The organism is Paenibacillus lutimineralis, from assembly GCF_003991425.1.
Lineage (GTDB): Bacteria > Bacillota > Bacilli > Paenibacillales > Paenibacillaceae > Fontibacillus > Fontibacillus lutimineralis.
This window is the reverse complement of sequence record NZ_CP034346.1, coordinates 945,572-967,738: the sequence shown is the minus strand read 5'-3', so window position 1 is coordinate 967,738 and position 22,167 is coordinate 945,572. Positions and strand designations below refer to the sequence as shown.

Annotated in this window: 19 protein-coding genes; 2 read left to right on the top strand and 17 right to left on the bottom strand. The window is 46.8% G+C overall.

The genetic code is table 11. The annotated features are described in order from the left end of the window. Positions 1-115 precede the first annotated feature (115 nt). The 17 genes from EI981_RS04095 to EI981_RS04020 form a co-directional block, all read right to left on the bottom strand. Positions 116-1,486 (bottom strand): sensor histidine kinase, encoded by a 1,371-nt coding sequence (locus EI981_RS04095; protein WP_126995696.1) that lies wholly within the window; start codon positions 1,484-1,486, stop codon positions 116-118. Next, a complete protein-coding gene (locus EI981_RS04090; protein ID WP_127004330.1) occupies positions 1,483-2,160 on the bottom strand; it encodes a response regulator transcription factor in 678 nt (225 codons plus the stop codon). Before EI981_RS04090 ends, EI981_RS04095 begins: the two co-directional genes overlap by 4 nt. Before the next feature lie 169 nt (positions 2,161-2,329). Next, positions 2,330-2,776, bottom strand: coding sequence for a GtrA family protein (locus tag EI981_RS04085; RefSeq protein ID WP_227011685.1), 447 nt, complete (start codon positions 2,774-2,776; stop codon positions 2,330-2,332). Between the two features lie 133 nt (positions 2,777-2,909). Further along, positions 2,910-3,761, bottom strand: coding sequence for a GGDEF domain-containing protein (locus tag EI981_RS04080; protein WP_126995694.1), 852 nt, complete (start codon positions 3,759-3,761; stop codon positions 2,910-2,912). Continuing rightward, positions 3,761-5,839, bottom strand: coding sequence for a cellulose biosynthesis cyclic di-GMP-binding regulatory protein BcsB (locus EI981_RS04075; protein ID WP_126995692.1), 2,079 nt, complete (start codon positions 5,837-5,839; stop codon positions 3,761-3,763). The genes EI981_RS04080 and EI981_RS04075 overlap by 1 nt, the downstream gene beginning before the upstream one ends. A 16-nt stretch (positions 5,840-5,855) precedes the next feature. Further along, on the bottom strand, positions 5,856-7,106 hold the full coding sequence (locus EI981_RS04070; RefSeq protein WP_126995690.1) for a glycosyltransferase family 2 protein: 1,251 nt from the start codon (positions 7,104-7,106) through the stop codon (positions 5,856-5,858). Between the two features lie 10 nt (positions 7,107-7,116). After that, a complete protein-coding gene (locus tag EI981_RS04065) occupies positions 7,117-8,664 on the bottom strand; it encodes a hypothetical protein (RefSeq protein ID WP_126995688.1) in 1,548 nt (515 codons plus the stop codon). A gap of 47 nt (positions 8,665-8,711) precedes the next feature. Further along, a complete protein-coding gene (gene wsfD, locus EI981_RS04060) occupies positions 8,712-10,220 on the bottom strand; it encodes a glycan biosynthesis hexose transferase WsfD (protein ID WP_193556433.1) in 1,509 nt (502 codons plus the stop codon). Next, the gene (locus EI981_RS04055; protein WP_227011684.1) at positions 10,213-11,388 is read right to left on the bottom strand and encodes a hypothetical protein; all 1,176 of its coding nucleotides are present in this window, start codon (positions 11,386-11,388) and stop codon (positions 10,213-10,215) included. The genes wsfD and EI981_RS04055 overlap by 8 nt, the downstream gene beginning before the upstream one ends. Positions 11,389-11,431: 43 nt before the next feature. After that, a complete protein-coding gene (locus tag EI981_RS04050; protein ID WP_126995686.1) occupies positions 11,432-12,433 on the bottom strand; it encodes a glycosyltransferase family 2 protein in 1,002 nt (333 codons plus the stop codon). Between the two features lie 701 nt (positions 12,434-13,134). Then, complete coding sequence (locus tag EI981_RS04045) at positions 13,135-13,581, bottom strand: OsmC family protein (RefSeq protein ID WP_126995684.1); 447 nt, start codon at positions 13,579-13,581, stop codon at positions 13,135-13,137. Between the two features lie 187 nt (positions 13,582-13,768). Continuing rightward, complete coding sequence (locus EI981_RS28925; protein WP_162616073.1) at positions 13,769-13,927, bottom strand: hypothetical protein; 159 nt, start codon at positions 13,925-13,927, stop codon at positions 13,769-13,771. 78 nt (positions 13,928-14,005) lie between these two features. Continuing rightward, positions 14,006-14,830, bottom strand: coding sequence for a phosphoenolpyruvate hydrolase family protein (locus tag EI981_RS04040; RefSeq protein WP_227011683.1), 825 nt, complete (start codon positions 14,828-14,830; stop codon positions 14,006-14,008). Positions 14,831-14,868: 38 nt separating this feature from the next. Continuing rightward, the gene (locus EI981_RS04035; protein WP_126995680.1) at positions 14,869-16,083 is read right to left on the bottom strand and encodes a Tm-1-like ATP-binding domain-containing protein; all 1,215 of its coding nucleotides are present in this window, start codon (positions 16,081-16,083) and stop codon (positions 14,869-14,871) included. 127 nt (positions 16,084-16,210) lie between these two features. Then, complete coding sequence (locus EI981_RS04030) at positions 16,211-17,416, bottom strand: phosphoenolpyruvate hydrolase family protein (protein ID WP_126995678.1); 1,206 nt, start codon at positions 17,414-17,416, stop codon at positions 16,211-16,213. A 198-nt stretch (positions 17,417-17,614) separates the two neighbouring features. After that, on the bottom strand, positions 17,615-18,523 hold the full coding sequence (locus EI981_RS04025) for a carbohydrate deacetylase (protein ID WP_162616072.1): 909 nt from the start codon (positions 18,521-18,523) through the stop codon (positions 17,615-17,617). An 84-nt stretch (positions 18,524-18,607) separates the two neighbouring features. Next, positions 18,608-19,822 (bottom strand): MFS transporter, encoded by a 1,215-nt coding sequence (locus EI981_RS04020; RefSeq protein ID WP_126995674.1) that lies wholly within the window; start codon positions 19,820-19,822, stop codon positions 18,608-18,610. 137 nt (positions 19,823-19,959) lie between these two features. Here EI981_RS04020 and EI981_RS04015 point away from each other — a divergent pair, with 137 nt between their 5' ends. Both EI981_RS04015 and EI981_RS04010 read left to right on the top strand, forming a co-directional pair. Next, positions 19,960-20,868 carry a LysR family transcriptional regulator gene (locus EI981_RS04015; RefSeq protein ID WP_126995672.1) on the top strand — a complete coding sequence of 303 codons (909 nt, stop codon included), beginning with the start codon at positions 19,960-19,962 and terminating at the stop codon, positions 20,866-20,868. Positions 20,869-20,884: 16 nt separating this feature from the next. Continuing rightward, positions 20,885-22,018, top strand: coding sequence for a VanZ family protein (locus EI981_RS04010; RefSeq protein ID WP_126995670.1), 1,134 nt, complete (start codon positions 20,885-20,887; stop codon positions 22,016-22,018). The last annotated feature ends 149 nt before the right edge of the window (positions 22,019-22,167 follow it).

Genomic DNA, 22,167 nt, shown 5'->3' with positions numbered 1-22,167 from the left:
ATCCTTGGGTTATGAACGGACCATGAACCTTGTATGAACGGGATATGAACAGAAATAAAAAAAGTCCCCCTACGGAAAATTCCGTTCAGAGACTTAGTTTTGTCTATGAAATTGGCTAGGCAGTACTGACATTTCGATCACCCATGGGCAGGATTACCTTAATAACGGTCCCCCCGCCAGGAGAGCTGCCCGCGATGAAGATCCGCCCATTATGCAGCTCAACGATCTTCCTGACGATCGCTAGGCCAAGCCCACTGCCCTGACAGGTCCGATGGCGTGAACGATCCGCTTTGTAGAATCGCTCGAAAATATACTTCGCATCCTCTGGGGAGATTCCTATTCCCGAATCCGCTACTGTGACTTCAATCTCGTTCGCATCAGAACTCAAACCAATGCTTACTTTGCCATCCTCGGGTGTGAATTTAATAGCATTGCCCAGCAAGTTCAACCATACTTGGTTTAATTGATCTGGATCAGCGTCAATTTGAACGGCAGGTAGATCCAGCTCGAAGTTGATGTGCTTGCTAGACCACTGCGGCTCCAAGGATACGACAACTTTCCGGAGCTGCTCATCGAGTGCATACAGCACCGGGTCGAACGGATGGTGCTCCGACTCCAAAGAAGCCAGTTGCAGTAAATTACTGCTTAATCGCGAGAGCCGTTCACTCTCATCTGCGATAATGCCTAGATATCGGGTCTGGTTCTCGCTAGAGACAACACCGTCTCGCAGCGCTTTGGCAAAGCCGGTAATCGAAGTTAGCGGTGATTGGATCTCATGGGATACGTTGGAGACGAAGTCCTGGCGCATTTGCTCGATTTGCTTCAGCTCCTGGGCCATAAGATCGAAGCTTCGCGCCAGCGCACCTAATTCATCCTTACGGCCCAGGTTCAGTTCTACCCCGAAATCTCCGCTAGCCATTTGTTCTGTAGCATTGGTCATTTGGCGAATCGGCCTAACCAGATAACGGGAAGCAATCAAGAAGATAATACTTCCAACAACGAACATAATGAGGAGAAATGTCGTCAGGATCTTTGCCAGAGAGAAGCCATTATTGTCCACCGGCATAACGAACAGAGCATAAGCATCTCCATTCAGTTCAAAAGGGCGACCGATAACCTCCGCTCGTTCTTCCGTCGTTACGACTGTTTCCCCGCCAAGTACCCGTTCTGCTTCCTCCGTTGTTACGGTAATTTCGGACTTTGTATGTTTGGCGTTAAGCACTAGCACGTCTCCGCCGTGGCCAATAATGCGGATCGAATAGTCGCGCAGCGCATGAACATAACTGCGGAGCGGCTCCATGCCCTGATTCGCAGTCTGAACATAAATATCAATAAGATCGTTGGAGACAGACATTGTCTCCTCATGGATCTCCGCCGCAAGCTGTTTCTGAAAGATCATCCAGGTGCTAATATAAGCGACCGTTAGGCCGATGATAACCGCCAGAAGGAAAGTGAAGACAACACGAACATACAAAGAACGCATCATCCGCTCACCTCAAGCCGATATCCAAGACCGCGTACAGTCTCGATCCGGAATTGATCTACATCATCTGCAAACCGTTCACGTACCCGCTTGATATGGACGTCGACCGTACGTTCATCCCCCTCATAGCCATGGCCCCATATTTGTTCAATCAGCTGATCTCTTGTAAAGATTTGCCCGGGGAAGCTAGCTAGCTTGTACAGCAGTTCGAACTCCTTCAGCGGCAGGTTAATCGACTCATCGTCACGGATCACCTTGTAAGCCTGCCGGTTCAATTGCAACTTACCAAGCCGAATTGTCTGGGTAGACGATATCCGGTAACGCTTCAACAGCGCCTTGACCCGCATGACTAACTCCAGTGCATCAAACGGCTTGGTCATATAATCATCAGTTCCGAGCCGGAACCCTCTTACTTTATGAGCAGGCTCCCCTTTAGCAGAAATCATCAGCAGCGGCAAATCAGGGTACTCCGCACGCAATTTACTGCATAACTCCCACCCGTCCATACCGGGCATCATAATATCAAGAATAACAAGATCTGCCTGAGTAGTCTGCACTGCTTTCAGCGCAGTCTCGCCATCTCCCGCTTCTTTCACTTCGAATCCTTCATTCTGCAAATAAACACCAATCAACTCGCGAATATGTGCGTCATCGTCCGCTACGACAATACGGGCCATTCCTCTCCCTCTCCTCTTCTCCTTATGTAGCTTCATTATATCGTGGCCGCCTAAAATATGGATAGTATCCCTGCCTGAAATAAACTTATTGACCTTATAAAAAGAAAAAAAGGCGTCCTCTCACAGATCATTCGATCTGCAGGAACGCCCTATTTTCATATTCTTTTAGCTAAATCTCTCCCCCGGTTTGCTCCCGGACCATGACTTCCTCCAGAGAGCGCGGCTCTGCACGGAATACCCACCAGCGGCTGCCGATAAAGTTCAGAACTACTCCGAGAACCGTAGCCGCTCCCTTGCTTACCCATAGCAAGACGCCAAGCTGCTCATGCAGGAACATCATACAGGCGGAAGTAACTCCAAGCGTCAGCAGATTCAGCAAGATGAAGCGTAGCAGTCCCTTGGTGAATGCGCCCTGCTGCCTAAATGTCCACTTCCGGTTCATCAAGAAGCTGTTCATTACCCCGCATCCATAAGCAATGACCTGAGCTGCAAGCCAAGGCAGCTGCCACCAGGTTAACAGCGCAAACACACCAATGTCTACACCGGTATTCACGATCCCCACAAGGCCAAAGATGATAAAGGAACGCAGTGAATCACGCATCGCACTAGACTTCATAGGGATCTCCTTCCATAAATAATTACAAGGTAGTTTAAAAAGTCCACTTTTGATAAGAAAACCTCAAACGAGGCTATTCAAGGATGAGCGACCGTGATTTAAAGGTTGGTTTTCTTGCGATATAGAATTTCATCTATACGTCATACTCCATCTTTTGCCGCGCCTTCGCGATAAAATCAAGCGGAGTCTCGACTTCTTCGGAGTACTGAATCGCCCCGATCGTCAGCTTCATATCAAGCTTATACTTGTTCGAGAACTCGATATTGTTGAACGATTCCACCTTCTCCTTCAGTCGCTGCACCACTATCTTGGCCCCATCCTCATCCGTGAACAGTATAAGTCCCCAAGTAGGATGATCGGCATTGAGCATATACAGAGAATCATTCATGCGAATGCTCGTCTCGCTCATTCGAGATATATCATAGACCATATCGGTAATCTGAGACTCGCTGACCATCCGGCTCAACTCATCCCAGTGCTTGACCGTCATGACGACCAAAGTTAATGGGATTTGATAACGTTTGGATAGTGCCATGAACACAGCGGCATCACTCTGGAAAGAGCGGGTATTCTTCAAATTGGTACGCTCATCTAATGTTGCTAATGAGGCATTCTTAGCTTGAAGCTGCTCCTTCTCCTGCTGGAGACGCCGATTGGCATTCGTCAGCAGCGCGATAACCACCGTCAGAACAGGCATCATCACCAACCAATAGTAATGATAGCTCTGGAGCGGCTCGCCGACAATCACAGTTTGATAAATGGTATAGGTACCATATCCGAAGATGAACACGATGTTTAGAATGAGCCCGATAGTGATACTGGTGAAGTAAGTCAGTACAGCAATCAGGAACGATATATTCAACAGAATCATGTTGATTAAGTAACGATCCGGGTCCCCCGCCGTGAACACGACATGGATGAAGCAGACTACAAACAGCAGCAGAAAAGCCGCATCCGATAATAAACTGCTCTGATAGCGTCTCATTATTCTCCCCCCGCTCTCTTTCTATGCTTACGAATCAAGAGAACAAACGATACGGCTACTAGGAGGAAGGTGAGTCCAGCGGCAACGATGAAGCCCATGACATCCCCTCGTTCGGTAATCTGAGCTACTAAGCCCTGTTCTGACTGCTCAGCTTGCTTCTTGAAGCGGAAGGGCTTGATATTACCATCTACATCCGTAACCACGGCATCTCCATAAATTTTCCATTTTCCACTGTCTGTCGCTAACAGCTCGGATGCTAAGTAATCATATTTGGAACTTGCACCTGTTACCGCCAGCCAACCATAGCCACTCGAATAAGGAGACTCCATCATTTGCAGCGTTCCTATCCGCTTGCCGTAATCTACGTCTATGCTCATTTTCTCGTTGGATTGGATTCCTTCTCCATCCGGGCCATATCGGAAGAACAACTTGTCGTTATTCTTTTGCAGCCAGGCATTGTTCTTATAAGAACCGATGGAAATGAGATTATGTTGCTCCAGCTCGGATTGTGCCCCGTTTCTATAGAAGGTTACCTCGCCTGTGTTAGCTTCCGCATACTTGCCTAGCAAATGAAACAAGTTGCCAAGTGTAAGATAGCTATAAGAGTCCATCTTCTCAGGCAGCAGAACTGCGATCTTGTTGAAGCTTGCATCTCTTAGGAACGGATTCGGATAATTGTTGAACATTAAGTCCATACGATCCTGGGTATTTAGCTGAAGCATAGAATCCTTGGTAATGTATGCCCATGGCATTTGATCCGAAAGATCGATACAGCCTGCGCTGATCAGCTCCAGGTCAAAGGCTGCAGTGACTGTGAAGTTACCCGAAACCTCAAGATTCTTCGGAATCGTCAGCGTAAGCTGATCCTGGCCCGACGCCTCCTTCGTCAGCTTCTTGCTGCCGATTGGCGTGTCGTTAATCAGGATCGTGACCAGCGAACGATCAAAATCCAGATTTTCCGAATAACGGAAACCGAGGCTAATTTTACTCGAGTCGGCAATGAAGCGATTTGCCGGTAGCGACACAAAATAGCTCTTCTCTTGATGCATCATCCCAGTCAGCTTGTCCCCGGTCTCTGTCAGCGTTACATCCCGGCTCACATTGATTGCTGGTGTATCCACATTCGTACTTGCATCCACCCATTTCTCCGGTCCAGTCAGTTGACCCATCAGGATCTGATTACCGATCAAACGGCCTGCTTTGGTAAGCATACTAGGATCTTCTGAGGTTACAATCAGAGCGGTCTGTCCGCCGGCATTCACCAATCGAATCAGCGCTTTGTCGCTGACGTTTGCCGCTCCTAAGGCCTGCTTCCATTTAACCGGCAGATGGTTATATAAGGAGACGATAACAACATTCTCCCGCCCATCAAACGTAGAATCATCGAGAGGTAGCATCGGAGTGGTATCTTCCCCTGAATGGCTGCCCTTGGCAAAACCGGAAAGAGCATATACCGCAGCTTCCAGCTCCACTGGTTCGCTATCGCTTGGTACGCCAAGCGCGCTTAGGTTTCCTTTTAAAGAGTCCAGTCCGACAAATTGCTGATTAAAGTTCCGGATGCTCCCTCCAATATTATCCTTTGTATACGTAACGGAGGCATAAGATGACTTGTAGAGCTCAAGCCAATTGTCCCTCTTCTCGGAAGTAAGGCACATACCCTCAGGTAGATTGGTCAGAATATAACCTTCGATTGAGAGTGTATTGCCGCCTGGTACCAGCAAATCCTTGGGAACCGATACGGCTAAGGTCTGCCTTTTCTGCTCATCTACAACAGGACGGAATGAATAAAATTTAGTGCCGTTCATCTTCAGAGTCACACTGGACTCTTCTCTTCTTGTTAGCTGAGTTGCCTGATAATCCAGATTAAGCGTTAAGGTGTCGACATTCCAGTACTCCTCAAGCTGGATATACATATTACGTGCTGCAGTAACTCCGGATAAAGAAAGGTTAGACGAAGTTATAGGCGTCTCATAGGTAAGCCGGTTGCCCCCTGGGACCGGCTCGGCATATACCTGACCACAGGAAATGACGAATAACAAAATGCATAGAAATCCGGAGATCATTGATCTTGAGTTCACGTTTCTCCCCCTTGTCTTAATATCGTTCAGTTTTGTACCACTTAACTTCTCTTTTGAAGATTAAATCTTTGAAGTAGTTATATAAACCATTGGCGGCTACAACCATCCATAGCTGACAATAAGAAATGTACATCAGCATAATGATCCACAGGTTAGATAATCTCATTTCTCCCTTTTCTGTAATGACCGTAACGAAGGTGCCTGTCACAAATAAAATGACGGCCAGCAGCCACAGGAATGAGCTGAGCCCGGCAATCGTCGTATTGACTAGCCCTAGTGCATGTAAAATGAGCAATGCGTCAGACATAATAAGCGAGGTCAGTAATAAAAAATAGATGGATAAGAAATACAGAAGATCAAAGTGAATCCGTCTCGCTGATCGGTCGAACAACAACGGCAAGTTTTTAACAATGACATATATATTGCCTTTAGCCCATCTTGTCCGCTGCTTAAACCATACCTTCAACGTCTGCGGCTCTTGCTCCCAGGTTACTGACTTGGGCTGAAACTTGATGCGGTAGCCCATCATGTAGATGCGGAAGCTGATTTCTGTATCCTCTGCAATCGCCTTGACGTCCCAGCCACCGATGTGCTCAATGATTTCCCGGCGCATAATGAAATTTGTCCCCGGGATGGTGCACAGCTTGAACAACTTCCAGCGACCGGCCTGTGCCATCCATTGGAAGGATAGCGTCTCAATATTGATGAAGCGCGTAAGCAGGCTGGCATTTCGATTACGAGTACGGAACTTGCCGATTACTGCTCCCAATGTGTTATCATTCGTAATTTCCCCAACAAGATAGCGTAGAGCCGTCTTCTCCGGGGTATTATCGGCATCATAAATAGCGATATACTCTCCTCTGCTCTGTTTGAAGCCAATATTCAGAGCGTTGGATTTTCCTTTGCCTCCAGTTATGTTATCTGTGTTAATAACAATCAAATTGCGTTCATTATACTTGGCCTGCAGCTTCGCAAGCAGCTCGCTGCTATTGTCGCTTGAGTTGTCGTTAATGACAATAATCTCATAGCGGTCCTGCGGGTAATCCAGGGCAAGCAGCGCCTCTACCGTCTGCGTAATCACTTTGCCCTCGTTATGAGCCGGAACCATGAGTGAGACGAAGGGAACCTCCTCGGGTAGCGGCGGCACCTCTTGTTTCTCATTGGCAATGTAATACAGGTAACCGGCAATAATAAGTACCACATTGACGAGGAGCAGTGACCATATACTGATGACAGCGATCAGCATCAAGATGTCTACAGCAGTCATAACTGCCTCCTTACTTATAAAATTTCCGTTTATACATACGATATCCAATAATTAGAAAACCGGAAAATAAAATCAAGGTAATGAAGATTACGACGATAAAAAATTTATTTTGAACGGTAAACCAGGTCTCAAAGCTCTTCTGCTCATGCTGCTTATATTCATAGTCAGAGCTTGTCTCGACATGGCTCGCCTGAATACCTAAGCTTACTCCGTTTAGAACAAGTGAACCACGTTCTGACCCTAGCTCATTGCTCCCGGTCTTTACCTTGTGGACTCCCTTCTTGTAGTCTTCAAAGGTAATCCAACTGTTTCGAAGACTGTCAAGCAGGTTATCTAGCTCCGCTTCATTCTGCACAAAGTTATAAGTGAATGCAGTGTCCATCGGAAGGGGATCTATCGGACGGTCATCGGACAGATAACGTTGCAGGTAAGCCCGATCTACGCTGTAGAGCGAGGACGAGAACGCTTCAGAATGATTCCGCTCTGCCTTATGGATCGAACGCGTGTCTGGGAACAGAACGACGGAGTCAAAAAAGGCCATTCCTTCCGATGCAAAATAGTCATCATACGTCCAGAACATCTCCGTTCCCATTCCAAGTGGCACAATCCCCTCTTCAGCTAATACATCGATGAAATGCTCCATCTGACGGTTTAAGTCACGGCCATCATCCCGAATTGTAGCGACAAACGGTGATTCTACCAAAACTGTCCCGTTGCGGGATTGGACATATTTCAAAGTGTTGATATACCGCTTCATAGCAGGATAATCCGTATTGCTGAATACCGGATGCACACTTACGATGAACGGGATGCCCGCTTCATACAATTCATCCGACATTCGTTCCAGCAGTCGCAAGTCCGAGAATGGATAGATTTCCTTGAACACAAGATAATAGTGGCTTTCTTGTTTCTGCCGCAGCCAATCCTTAAGTACGTAAGATAATGCAATCTCGCTAAGCGTATCTTTTTCTATGAAAGGAACATAGGCATACGACCCATTCCGTATCCCGTAAGGATAGCTAGCGTCCTTGAGCTTTAAAGCTCCGTACCGCTCTACCCCAGGCTGCTCTGTATCATATACAGTCCCGAGACGGATCGATTTTTCAACGAATGGCCCAATCGAGAAATCTGCCACCTTCTCCACGGCTTGAGCCCGAAGCCCTAACGACTGAACCAGCTTATCTCTCGGTATCCCTCCTATGTAGAGAACATCTCCTTGGTAGGAGCGTAAATCTGTTAAATAATTGCTATCTTCCTCCGTAAAATCAGAGCGGTTGTGTACTTCGATAAGCTTGGAATAGTTACTTAACGACCCCGCGGTATACGAATCAATCGACTCTACCGTAACCTCAACCCGAAATGCAGCGAGAAGGCGTTTTAAAGCTTCTATATTACCCTCATCCTTGGTACCTCTTCCCAGGCTATCATACACAATCAGTACTGAATCAAAAGATGAAGAGTTAGCCGCTTGAACCGTTGCCGGATGGGTTAGACTTAAAATTAGACCTGAAACAAGCAGCACCAGCAGCCCGATATGCAAACGATGTTTCTGCCTCAATGAATTGTCCCTCCTTTCTTTTGCCTCTTCTCTCGTATCAGGACTAATCATGACGGGTCTTCATCCGCCGTCGGCTTGTTCTGCCACAGATTTCGGCATATCGCATCGGCTATTGCAGCAAAGGTTACCAAATCAAACGATGCTGTAAATAGAAACTCATGCTTTGATAAATCCGCATCCCCTGCGCCGATGATCGACACGAAGATTCCTGATAACCCCATGAGGATCATCATAAGAAACAAAGGAAGCCTCACCATGCTGCGCATATGCCTTGCCTTAAACGCAGCAACGAAGTGCGGTGCATATAATCCGATGATGATCATTATCCAAATTACGATAAATCCAAAGGTTTTGGGAGCCAGTGCTTTTTTCAGCTTGCTATATTCGGAAAAGAAACTTGTTTGCGCGCCAAAGGGCTTCCCTACAGACTTCTCATAATTACCCATCGCTGCCGGACGGATTGTGAATGCGCTTTTGGCAGCTAGATTCATCATTCTCCCCGCTTGATCTAGATGTGTAACATAGTATCCAAGAATCGATACAAATCCATAGTGATTGTAGAAGCTATCCTCTAGAATCTGGGAGTTCACATCAACGGTCGTATATGGCTCATAATGTATGGTGCCATTTAGAACCGCGTACTGTTTGTTAATGCCAAATGACTTGAGCGTTGCCTCAGGATCTTCGGATTGCAACAGGACACCACGGGTCATGGCATGATACTTGTTGACATTAACAAATTCCTTCGGGATCAGTACATAGGTGGCAATACCCGCAATCATCAGTATCGCAAGCGATGAAGCCATCAACGCCCGAAAGGTCCGCTGTTTGCGTATGAAAATCAAGATGATTCCTACCAGGGCGATAATGATGCCTACAGGGGCATTTTGCTGCTTACTCGTCGTTAACAATAGACCACTTATGAAAAAAACAGCCATCATTGCATAATCATTGTATCTGTTACGGAATAACAGTAATCCTGAAGCAAATAAGTAGATCAGCATAGTCCAAACTAAACTTTCTCCAAAAAACGAGTTAAAAAAAGCCGTATATGCGGTATCTGCAAATAAAAACACGGCCAAGACGGCTACGATATATCCGTACTTGCGTTTCATTTTCCAAGTTAAGGCCTCAACGAACAGATAGACAGCTCCCATGTACATGATCGTTAGTAACACAGCTTGAACCCGAATATCAAACACCTGCGAGTTAAACAATTGATTGATCCAAATAGATACACGGATAAGAAGGGACTGTGAGGAGGTATACATCTCTGTATTCTCGTTGAAGTATTGGAAGATTCCAAATTCCTTATTAAAATAGCCGAAGTATAAACTGTCGTAGTCAGGATGATTAAAATACAGTCCATTACTGTATAAAATCCGGAAGTAGTCGCCGTTGTCTGCCATCCCGATGTACGGTGGCACAAATAGTACAAAGACCGTAATGATCAGTACCAGTGAAGTTGCCAGCAGAGACGGGGATATATATCGGCTAAGGACCGTCATCCTGTAGCCGAACTTTTGTAACCAAGGAGCCTTTGCCAAGTTACTCACCTGCCTTCATATCCGCAAACACCCGGTTCTGGTGGGCATAAGCGAGCAATGCCATTAAATTATCAAATGAATAAGCCTGCTTCGTCCCCGTATCACCGAAGCCGCCATAGAGCGGGCTTGTCTTATCCTGAACCTGATATTTCTCCATCAGCTTAATACTGTCCCTGTACAATTCTCCGTCACCCACTACAGAGCCGATCATAGCCGTTATCGCATAAATCGCGGTCGATTGGATCTGATTCTGCGGCTTGCCTTGTTGGTCATATTGACCGTACAATGCTCCGCTGCTCACCTGATTCTTCAAATAAGCAATGCTCTCGGAACGCTCCAGGCCAGCCTCAGCCAATGACAGGATGGTTAACAGCGACTCAACGGTGTTAATCCCTTCCGATTGATAAGACTCTGTATCATACTCGTATCTTGTCTCGTAGAAAGGGAACGAATCCGATAAATATCCATTCTCAAGGATCGTCTGCATATTTTGAGTCAAAGCCTTCTTTTGTTCAGCAGATATCGGCAGCCTCTGTAGTGTCTGCAGATCGATATAGCATAGAGTTACAAAATTATTGTTGACCTTGTATTTTTCATCGTAGAAATCATACAGTTTGTTGTCCTTAATATTATAGCGGTAGAACAGCTTCGAGTATTTGTCGGCCAACTCCGTATATTCTGGGGCAAACCGCTCGCCTGCTTCATACAAGGCCCGAATGATCCGGAGATCATCAACAGCGGCATTAATCGTGTATTTCTCGCCCTGTTTGGGACTATATCGATAACTAAAGCCCGATGGAAGTTCAAATACACGTTTGGCCCGTTCCCACTCCGCTTGAAAATCTGCCTTACGATCCATTAGTACATAGTATCGCATCATTAAGCCGGCTGATTCGCTCAGCACCTCATGCCCGCTGGCGGCTGTATCCGCCTCATTGGAATCCAGATAGTTCGTGTATACACCGTCAGGGCCATATAGCTCGCTTAAGACGAAATGCTCGGTGCGCTCACGGTACAACTTCACTCTCTCCTTATAGGCCGCATCCATTGGCAGACGCTCTGGCTGCGTACGTTCCATAGGCTCTGTCTGCCCTTGCTGCAGCGGCATATTGCCACAGGCCGTAAGCATGCTGAGCAATACAATTGAACTGATGATGCATGTCCCCAATTTCTTCAACGTTATTCTCCTGTTCAAGCCTGCACCACAACTTTCCTGATCGTTATTTGGAGATCAGCTCTGATGGTGGATAATATTGATAAGACTCATTTGACTGCGTCTCTTCACGAGGATAGTGTACAGTCTCTCTTACAATATATTGAGGTCTGCTCTTGCTCTCATCATAAATTCGGGCAATATATTCGCCTATCACACCAAGCGATAGCATTTGAACGCCACTGAACAGTGTAATAGCCATCATAATGGACGTCCAGCCCTTCTCCACTTCAGGAAGATCGAACAGCTTCGCACACAAGGAGTATACGAGTACGATTAAGGCCAGCAGAACTGTCAGCATCCCCATTCGAGTGATCAGCTTAAGCGGCTTGGACGAAAATGAGAATATTCCGTCGGAAGCAAAGGCAAGCATCTTCCGCAGCGGATATTTCGTAGTGCCCGCCATACGTTCATTCCGGTCATACTCGACAAAGGTTTGGTTGAATCCGATCCAACTGATAATCCCGCGAATAAACTTGTTCCGCTCTGTCATTCGATTGAACACATGAACCACCTTGCGGTCGATCAAGCGGAAATCTCCTGTATCACGAGGGATGTGTGTATCCGACATCCGCTGGAGAAAGCGGTAGAACAGCGTTGCCGAAGCAAGCTTAAACAAGGTTTCCCCTTTGCGCTTCCTACGTTTTCCATACACTACTTCATAGCCTTCTTCCCATTTCTCCAGCATCTGATGGATCACCTCAGGAGGGTCCTGTAAATCGGCATCGATAATAACAACGCAATCCCCTCTTGACGAATTGATTCCCGCAGTTACTGCTGCCTGGTGACCGAAATTTCTTGCAAAATTAACGATCCGTACATGTACATCCATTCTAGCCAATTCGTCAAGGATGCCCAGCGTACGATCCTTGCTCCCATCGTTTACAAAGACAAGCTCATAATCGTAGCCTGTGTCGATCATTACGTCGGTTAATGAATCGTAGCACTGCCGAATGACCTCTTCCTCATTGTAAGCAGGGACTACTACCGATATGCATTTATCGTTCATTTCTCCCACTCCTTAGAACCTATAGAATATAAAAGCGAATATGATCATTTTTAAGGACTCTATAATAATGAAAAATCGACAAAAAATAGAAACTAAGACGACGCATTTCTTGTTTTCACTACATTTCTATCATTTTCAATTATTTTCATATTTTTTTGATAGTTTTCAATTTTGTACACAAAAATAAAGTAAGATGGCTATCATCACTGTGTCTGGGGGATATTATGCGACTTAGAGGAACCTTCATGATCACAGCTAAAAAGTATTATAGCAGTTCAAACTGAACAATTTCTAAACAATATTGTAATAACAAACATGTACCTGTATATGCACAAAAAGCCAAATGCCAGTCTCTTCTTGTAATGAAATGTCGAGTATATCTCTTATTAAACTTTGGGTTCAAAGTATTTGAGGCGTAAATAGCATACATGATGTAGTACGCCAGTAATGGGGCAAAACATGTATATGGGGTGTTCCTAATGACAAGACTTGGATGTTAATCATCTCAATATAGGAGTATCTTCCCATCATTGTAACAAAAAAAGGGATGATTTCAAGTCCCATTATACTCGATTCCAACAAAATCCTCCTATTTTTTCCCTAAAATATAGCGCTCAACAGAAAAAAGCCCCGGATGTCGGTGGCTTATAATCTGGCATATGAGGCTATAGCATTTATTTCTATCATTTAGTAGACAAACATTACGAATCGATAATAATGCTCTTCAATGTCAGGTTGACCGGGTTTGCGATCGTATCTCCGACTGGGCATTTACTCTCTAGGAAACGCACGAACTCGTCAACCTTCTCCTTCGGCGAATCGGTCTTGATTCGGAACGTATAACGGATATCGGAATATCCTGGCCGGACTGGAGCACGGTCAAAGAATCCATCCAGATCAAGATCGCCCTCAACCTCTACCTGAAAATCGTCCAGCTTTACGCCGAATTTAGGCGCGTACACTCTGGCTACGATCGATTGGCACGCTCCAAGCGATGCCAGCAAGGCTTCAACTGGATTCATCCCTGTATCCGTTCCTCCCAAACTTTTGGGCTCATCAATCGTAAGCTCAAAATTGCGGGCAGTGGTCTTCACCCGAACTCCTTCCTGCAAATGCGCAGTCGCCTTGAAGGTATGTACAGCAGCCATCCTCAACCTCTCCTTTGTCTGGATTCGTCCGTTTCGATATCCTAATCAAAACTAACTTATCCGCTTGGTTTTATAAGATATTATAGATTCACTGCTGTACACTGTCAATCTCTAGAAAATTGCTCACAACAATAAGGGTGCCCTTCGGCTCTTAACCGATTAGGGCACCCTCTATCTCACAATAACATTACTTCTCATCCTTTGATTGCTCCTGCCCGAATGCCGCCTTGGCATCTTCCACCATCTCTTTCGCGAATTCCTCCCTTTCCTTGCTAGGAACCGGCATTTTGTTCAGCGGAGTCGTCTGTACTTCATACTTGCTTAGGCCTTGAGATTTCTTGCCCATGCTATTTCTGCACCCCCTTCAGCTGTTATATAGTCCAACTGTAGGATGCAGCAATAGACACTCTTTTATGCACTTGTCTTATTTCGAGATTCCTTTGAATGCTTCGGTCTGCTGCTTGATACCAACTTCGGTAGCGAAGCGCTCGATGCTGGATGCCCCGAAGAAGCCTTCTACATTTTTCATTCTAGACAGTACATATTCAGCATCCGCTGGCTCAGCAATCGGACCGCCATGGCACAGTACCATAATTTCCGGATTCACCGCTTTGCCTGCATCGCAGATTGCTTGGATTTTCTCAATACAATCATCTAGCGTTAAGGCCGTCTTGGCGCCGATTGTCCCCTTCGTTGTAAGTCCCATATGAGCAACCAAAATATCTGCTCCGGCCTCGGCCATCTTCTTCGCCTGTTCCGGGTCGAAGACGTATGGTGTTGTCAGCAAATCCAGCTCATGCGCTTTACGGATCATTTCCACTTCCAGATCATATCCCATGCCCGTCTCTTCCAAATTGGCGCGGAACACACCATCGATCAGACCCACAGTCGGGAAGTTCTGCACTCCGGCGAAGCCTTGATCCTTCAGCTGCTTCAGGAAGATGTCCATAATTCGGAATGGATCGGTGCCGCATACCCCAGCCAGAACCGGCGTATCCTTCACAACCGGAAGCACTTCATTACCCATGTCTACAACGATCTGGTTCGCATCGCCATAAGCCATCAAGCCGGCTAGCGATCCGCGCCCAGCCATCCGGTAGCGGCCCGAATTATAAATGATAATCAGGTCGACGCCGCCTGCTTCCGCACTTTTCGCGGAGATCCCTGTTCCTGCGCCAGCACCCAACAGTACATTGCCAGCAGCTACCTCTGCTTTCAATTTCGCCAATACCTCTGCTCTTGTCTTCATCTTTATGTCCTCCTCGTTAAAATGAACTGAATATCCTGTTACTTGCCCTGTTCCATCAATTCCACCAGCTTCTTAGCAGCGGCCACCGCAAATAGCTGATCGTTGATATTTGCATCCAACTCAATCAACTCAATCTTACTGCGATCGATATGCTGTCTCAGCATATTGAACAGCATTTCGTCCTCGGCTGCACCACTGAACGGGCCGCCCTCTACATCAAGCAACGAGACCCCTTTGAGCGGAATCATCAGCGCAGTCGGTCCATCACTCATGTTCAGCTTACCGGCAATAATCTCACCCAATTGACGATTCTCCTCCACCGTTGTCCGCATCAAGGTAACCGATGGATTATGCTTGTACAGATTACGATCCTTGAACTGCCCAGGCACCGTATCATACGGTCCGAAATTCACCATATCGAGGGCGCCGGTCGATACGACCTGCGGCACCTTACAACGCCCCGCTGCCTCCAGCCGATGCGGTCCTGCCGCTAACACCCCGCCGACGAGTTCATCGCACCATTCGGTCGTCGTCAGGTCAAGGACACCGTCGATAAATCCACCCTCAATCAGGCTCTCCATCGTTTGCCCGCCCGTTCCGGTGGCATGAAAGACAAGCACCTCATAGCCTTGTTCCTCTAAATACTCGCGCGCATAATCCACACACGGCGTCGTTACTCCGAACATCGTCGCTGCAATTAGCGGCTTCTTATCCTGCGGCGGAGCTGATTCGAACTGAACCATGCCTGCAATCGCATGCACGGCATTCGTAAATATTTTTGTAGAGAAGGAATTCAGTCCTGCCACATCTACGATTGACGGGAACATCATAATATCGCTCGTCCCCACGTAAGGAGCCGTATTGCCGGATGCAACAGTCGATACCATTAGCTTCGGCACACCGATCGGCAATGCTCTCATGCCCGCCGTTACAATCGATGTCCCGCCCGTTCCGCCGAAGGACAGAATACCGTCAAATTTGCCTTCTGCGTAGAGCTTCGGGATCAACTGCTCCATTCCCTTAGCTAGCGCCTCTGTACCGATGGAACGATCCTTCTTCCCGGCAATTTCATCGATGTTCATGCCCGCTGCTGCCGCCACGTCTCTATTAGAGACATCTGGGGTAAATAACGGTGCAAACACGCCACAGTGAATCGTATAGGCCTTCAACCCTAGACCCTCAATCACCGATTTCACATACAAAAACTCTTTGCCTTTGGAATCAAATGTCCCCGCAATAGCTATCGTCTTCACCGTATGCCCTCCTTCAATAACTTGATTCAGGTTCCAGCGAAATTGACCTGCAGGCGATCGCCTTGAACCTCTATGGCTCTATAATACAGCGCTTTCAAGGGAATGTAATCGTACGCTTGTATGATGTTCATGTATATTTGTCTGATGCTTGTTTGCGGAAGGATTGCGGCGTCATGCCGGTATATTTCTTAAAGGTCTTGCTGAAGTGAACATAATCCGGGTACCCAACCAGTTCGGCGATACTCGTTAGAGACAGCTTCGTATGCCTCATTACATCCTGAGCTTTATGGATACGATACTTGGCCAGATATTCCGGAAAGGTACACCCTACCTCTTTATTAAAAAGCGCGCTAAGATGCGTCCGTGATACATGAATCTGATCCGCAAGATCAGTTAGCGAAATATTGTTCATATAATTTTGGGTAATATGCTCTTTTACAATGGCCACATAATCATACGGTTCATCGAAAAGTGTCAGCTTACCCATTAGCTGCTGGTCCTGTTCCAGTTCACCCGTCACCTTGAAGCGATATGTCGTATCTACAATAGCTTCCTCTGTTGGAATCCGTTCAAAGCTTGAGCCCCCGACATAACCCATCGCCGATGTATTATCATACATATACTGCACATCAATTGGTGTGTGTACAGGTCCTCCATATATGAGCTTGATTGGGCTTCGTCCCGAGGCATCACATACGGCGAATATTTGTCTGGCGAGCTCCGCGCTGGTCTCCAACGACAGGACCTTCTTCGTTCCCATTAAGCCTCCAGCAGTCACACCTAGATGAGCACAGATCACGTCCGCCCCGGCATCAAGCATGAATGCCGCTTGTTCAGCATTAAATACGAAGGCCATCGTGAACATATCCTGCTCATGGGCGACACAGATCGCCTCAACTTCCTGAAGGTAGGAAATTCCTTCTTCCTCCAGCGCCTCACGAAATTGTCCGTCGATCAAGCCTAGGGTGGGGTAATTGATAATCCCAGCAAAGCCGCTGCCGCGAATCGTCTCAATGTATGAAGCCAAGTCGATTGTCGGATCGGTTGCGCATAAGCCGAATACTACGGGCTTGTCTCTAACAACAGACAAAATCTCTCGCGAACCAAATTCCATCACCATCTCATTGGAGTTAGCGAACGGCATCAGTCCAGCGATAGAACCTAGTCCCATCTGTCTGAAGCGCCCTGAGTTCAACGCCAGGATCAAATCAGCCCCGCCCTTCACCGCATATTTTGCAGAGATTCCCGCTCCCGCAGCTACGCCGATAATATACTCATTCGCATGAATCTGTGCATGCATATGCTCTACAATTCGGTTTCGATTGATTGTCATATTACTCCACCTCATCCTGACTTCGAACATTCTGCCCTGAATGTCCCCTCGTTCTTCTATTTACTATTATAAAGAAAATTCCTTACTGAGGCATTTTTCCCCCCGCTCCTGCAATATCCTACATCCCCCATCTCTAAAAAAAGATAACCCCCTGAATCAGGAGGTTATCCTTCTATTCTTATGACCTATTATACCCTGCTAATTGTAAGGGAGTTGGACCTTCTTCTTCCCATTATTCGCTCTTTTCCCTTTTCCTCTGGATCTGCGCTGTACAACAGTAAGCGGGGAAGAGAGCTGCTTTCGCGTCCTAGAAGTTCTTGACCGATAGCCAACACGCGAACAGACAGACGGCTTCTGCCGCTGCAGCACCCGATAATTCACCGGTGATACTCCAATTGCAGCCAATGTATTGGCTACCTCCGGATTCGCGAACAGAGCGAGCTCCTGCTCACGGATCTCAATCCAGTTGGAATTTTCAAGTAAGGATTCATCTACATAGCCTGGATGGCAGATGATCTCCGTTACGCCCTCTTGGATAGACAGCAAATGCTGCCGTAGACGCTGTCTTCCCTCATCTCCGCCATAGGAGTCCAGCAGAATGTAATCTGTCATCCTTGGGGACGGCACATCGCTTAATGAATGCGAAATCTGTACTCTACGGAGCGGAACGCCCTCTTTATATGCTTTATGTGCCATAACTTTGTAAATCTCCGGATGATGCTGGTGCAGCAAATGATGCGAGTCAAGATGGGTCGGGCGCAAGCCCGTCTTGACGAAGTGGTTCCACTGCGCTGTAAGCTCTTTGGATACATCCCTTGAGTCCCAAGTTCGTGCAATCGTTTCGCCATGGAACGCCCCGTCTTCCTTCACAAGCGATGGGACACTGGCCGGATCAGAAATCGGCCGACCATAGGTTAGATTGAAATGCAGGCCTACGCTTAGATCTGGATAACCATGGGCCAGTTGTACCGCATCATCGAAACCCGGCATATTCACCATTAAAGAGGTACTGGTGACCCCGCCGGCTTTGAAGGCTTCAATAATCCCACGGTTTACAGCCGGGGACAGGCCAAAATCATCTGCATTTATAATAACTTGTCGACTCATCTCTAACATCCCTCTTCTAGAATTAACCCTGATGTAATAATTAATGCGGGATGAACACTTAATGCAAGGGACAAATGCTTAGTTTTACCGAATACCACTGCCATGTGCATATTGTGTACGACGGGAGCCAGCAGCAAACCAAGAGATGAGCACCGCTAGAACAAGTAGTACGCTGGCATAAGTGATCATACCGTTCCAGCCGAAATGATGGAAGAACAAACCGCCGGACCAACCGACCAAACTTGATCCTCCGTAGTAGAATAATAGGTAGAGGGCAGAAGCCTGAGCCTTATACTCACGGCCTGCGGCGATACCAACCCAGCCGCTGGCAACGGAATGACCGGCAAAGAAGCCGAACGCGACAACGGCTACCCCTGCTATTTTCAAGAACAGGATAGGGCTTAGTGTTAGAAGCACACCGATCATTAGAATGCCAATCGCTAGAGCGATGACATGCTGCCTAGAATAACGATCTGCCAACTTGCCGAACAAGACCGAACTGCAGGTCCCAAGTAGATTAACGACGAACAGGAATCCGAACACGGTCTGACTTAGATTATATGGCTTACTGGTGAGCGGATAACCGATGTAGTTCAAGATCATAATATAGACGCCCATGAGTAAGAAGGCCGTAAGAAATAGACCTAACAAGTTACGCTGCGAGAAATTATGCTTCAAATTTGCCTCCCATTGCTGCAGACTGGTCTTCCTAGGTGTAAAATTACGAGACGAAGGCAAACTGTACCAAAAGATGAGACTGAACAGCAGACTGAGTACTCCAAGAATCGTTAAGGCAATCTGCCAGTTGAACAGATCGGTTAACGCCCCGATCACAATCCGGCCAACAAGGCCGCCGATCGACGTACCTGCGACATAAATTCCGATCACTCGCCCTATAGCTTTTGGATGGAACTCTTCGTTAAGGAAAGCCATTGCTATAGAAGGGAAACCGGAAACACTAATCCCTATCATAAAACGGATGACAAGAAATAGCGAGAATTGATGCGTGAATGCTGACAATATGGCTAATACCGAGGTGCTGAGTAGCGACAGACTCATTAGCTTCTTGCGATCAACACGGTCGGATATAGTCGAGATAATGATAAGGCCGATTGCTAGGCCGATTGTTGCTAGCGATACCGAGGCTCCCGCGGTCGCCGGAGAAATATGATATTGTTTGGAAAACAAGCTGATTAACGGCTGCGGACTATACAGCACCGCAAACGTAACAATGCTGCCAAGCAGCATGCTAAGAGAAGTTCTCCGATGCTCAGAACTCCCTAATTCAATGGTATTCATTTTTTCTCTCTCTCCAATCCAATACTTATCTATATTTATTGGCCACATATAAGTATAGGACGGGTCAAAAGTATAGTATAATGCATTATTAGCAACACTCTTATATAGTGGATGTAATAAGCAGGAGGAGAGTAACCGTGGAGTGGCAGCAACTAGAATATTTTCAGACCGTAGCACGAATGCAGAACATGACTTCTGCAGCCCGGGCTATGAATATTACACAACCAGCACTAAGCAGATCTATTGCCAGGCTGGAATCTGAACTAAATGTGCCTCTATTCGAACGGAAGGGCCGGTCGATTATTTTGAATCGATATGGTGAACTATTCCTTACTCGAGTGGAAAAAATAATGGAGGAATACCAGGCAGGGCGACGTGAAATTGAGCAGCTGCTTGACCCCGAGCGAGGTGAAATATCGCTGGGCTTCCTGCACACGCTTGGAATCCGCTGGATTCCCGATCTGATTGGCAAATTTCGCGAGAGTTACCCGAATGTCCGCTTCCAGCTTCATCAGAACAGTAACCTTAATTTGCTTCATCAGCTCCATTCGGGAGAGATCGATCTATGCATGTCCTCCCCGCAGGAGACGCCACCAAATATTCATTGGACGAAGCTATGGACGGAGGAGCTATTCCTTGCGGTCCCGGTTCACCATCGGCTCGCTGGGACAAAATCCGTTGCTCTAAAGGAATTGAAGGATGAGATGCTGATTTCATATAAAGAAGGATACGGACTCCGCCACATTATGGATGAACTTCTGCACCAAGCAGGCATCTCGCCCAAGATTCTGTTCGAGGGAGAAGAGATCCATACGATAGCTGGTCTGGTATGCGCCGGACTAGGGATCGCAATCCTCCCGAAGACGGAAGGTATCGATGAGGACGGACTGGTCTGGGTAACGATTACAGATCCTGACTGTAATAGGGAGATCGGGATCGCTTGGGCGGAAGGAAAGTTCCTCTCCCCAGCGGCGAACCTGTTCAAACAGTTCGTGATCAATACAGCCAATCAATATCATAAGACAAAGAGCAATAACCAAACATAACTAAGGGTGACTACACATGCTACAATCTTATTTATTTCCAATCAAATATGCTTTTTTCTCTTTTCCTTTCGCTGCATTCTTATTTACGATGCCGTTCCTGATTGTACAGTATCGCAAATACGGCTATATCAATAAATTCAGATCCTTCCTTCTCTATTTGTTCCTGCTGTATTTAATGAATGCTTATTTCCTTGTAATCCTGCCATTACCCGCATCCAGGAACAATCTACCCATGGCCGCAGGCGGAATACAATGGATGCCGCTCAATTTCATTCACGATATTCTAAAGGAGACCGGGGTCGTCATCAGCAACCCGTCATCTTACCTGCATTTGCTTAAAGAACGTGCTTTCCTTCAAGTACTGTTCAATATTTTTCTAACCGTGCCCTTCGGTATGATGCTCCGGTATTACTACCGTCTCGGATGGCTGCGCTGTATTTTGTATACATTCCTGCTGTCCCTGTTCTTTGAACTTACACAATTGACGGGCTTATATGGGATCTATCAGCATCCTTACCGTGTATTCGATGTAGATGATCTGCTGATGAACACGCTGGGAGGAATCGTCGGCGTTCTCATTGCCGACTGGACCTCAAGTCTGCTGCCCAATGTAGAACGTCTGGATGCCGATGTAAATCCGGCGGCCAATCGTGTCACTTATTTAAGGCGCGGTATCGCCTACATTATCGACTTCTGGATATGGACTATTCTCGAAGTGATCCTCGACCAGATATTCAATATGTCTCTGTCGTTCTTCCTGTCAACGGGCCTTTACTTCATGTTGCTTCCTTACCTGACAGGCGGCTATACGTTCGGCAAATGGATTGTTCGCATCAAGCTGACTCGAACCGGAGTAAAGCAGAGGGTCTCTCTACTGTCGCTGATTGTACGCTACGGCATCCTATACTGGCTGATCTTCGGCATACATCAGTTCATTCCGAGATTGGCCAATGATCTGCATCCATTTATCTCAGTTGCCGTCACGCTGTCTATATTCACGCTCGACGTAGCCCTCTTTATTCATGTTATTATCTACATGATACGCAAGGAGCCGCAGCTCTTCTACGAGAAGATCAGCAGAACCAAGCATGTCGTCGCCTGGAAACCGCGAGATAAGAAAATTCAAGAGAACAACCAATCAGGTATATAAATGAGAAGCCCGTCCAAACAAAAGGTTATAGCCTTTTGTCTGGACGGGCTTCTTATATTTGCCTTCTATTAGTACGAGTTCAAAAGTCCGGTTTTCAGCACCGAGAAGGTTGGATAAAGCTAGGGACTGAGGAGCGGAGCGTACGTAGT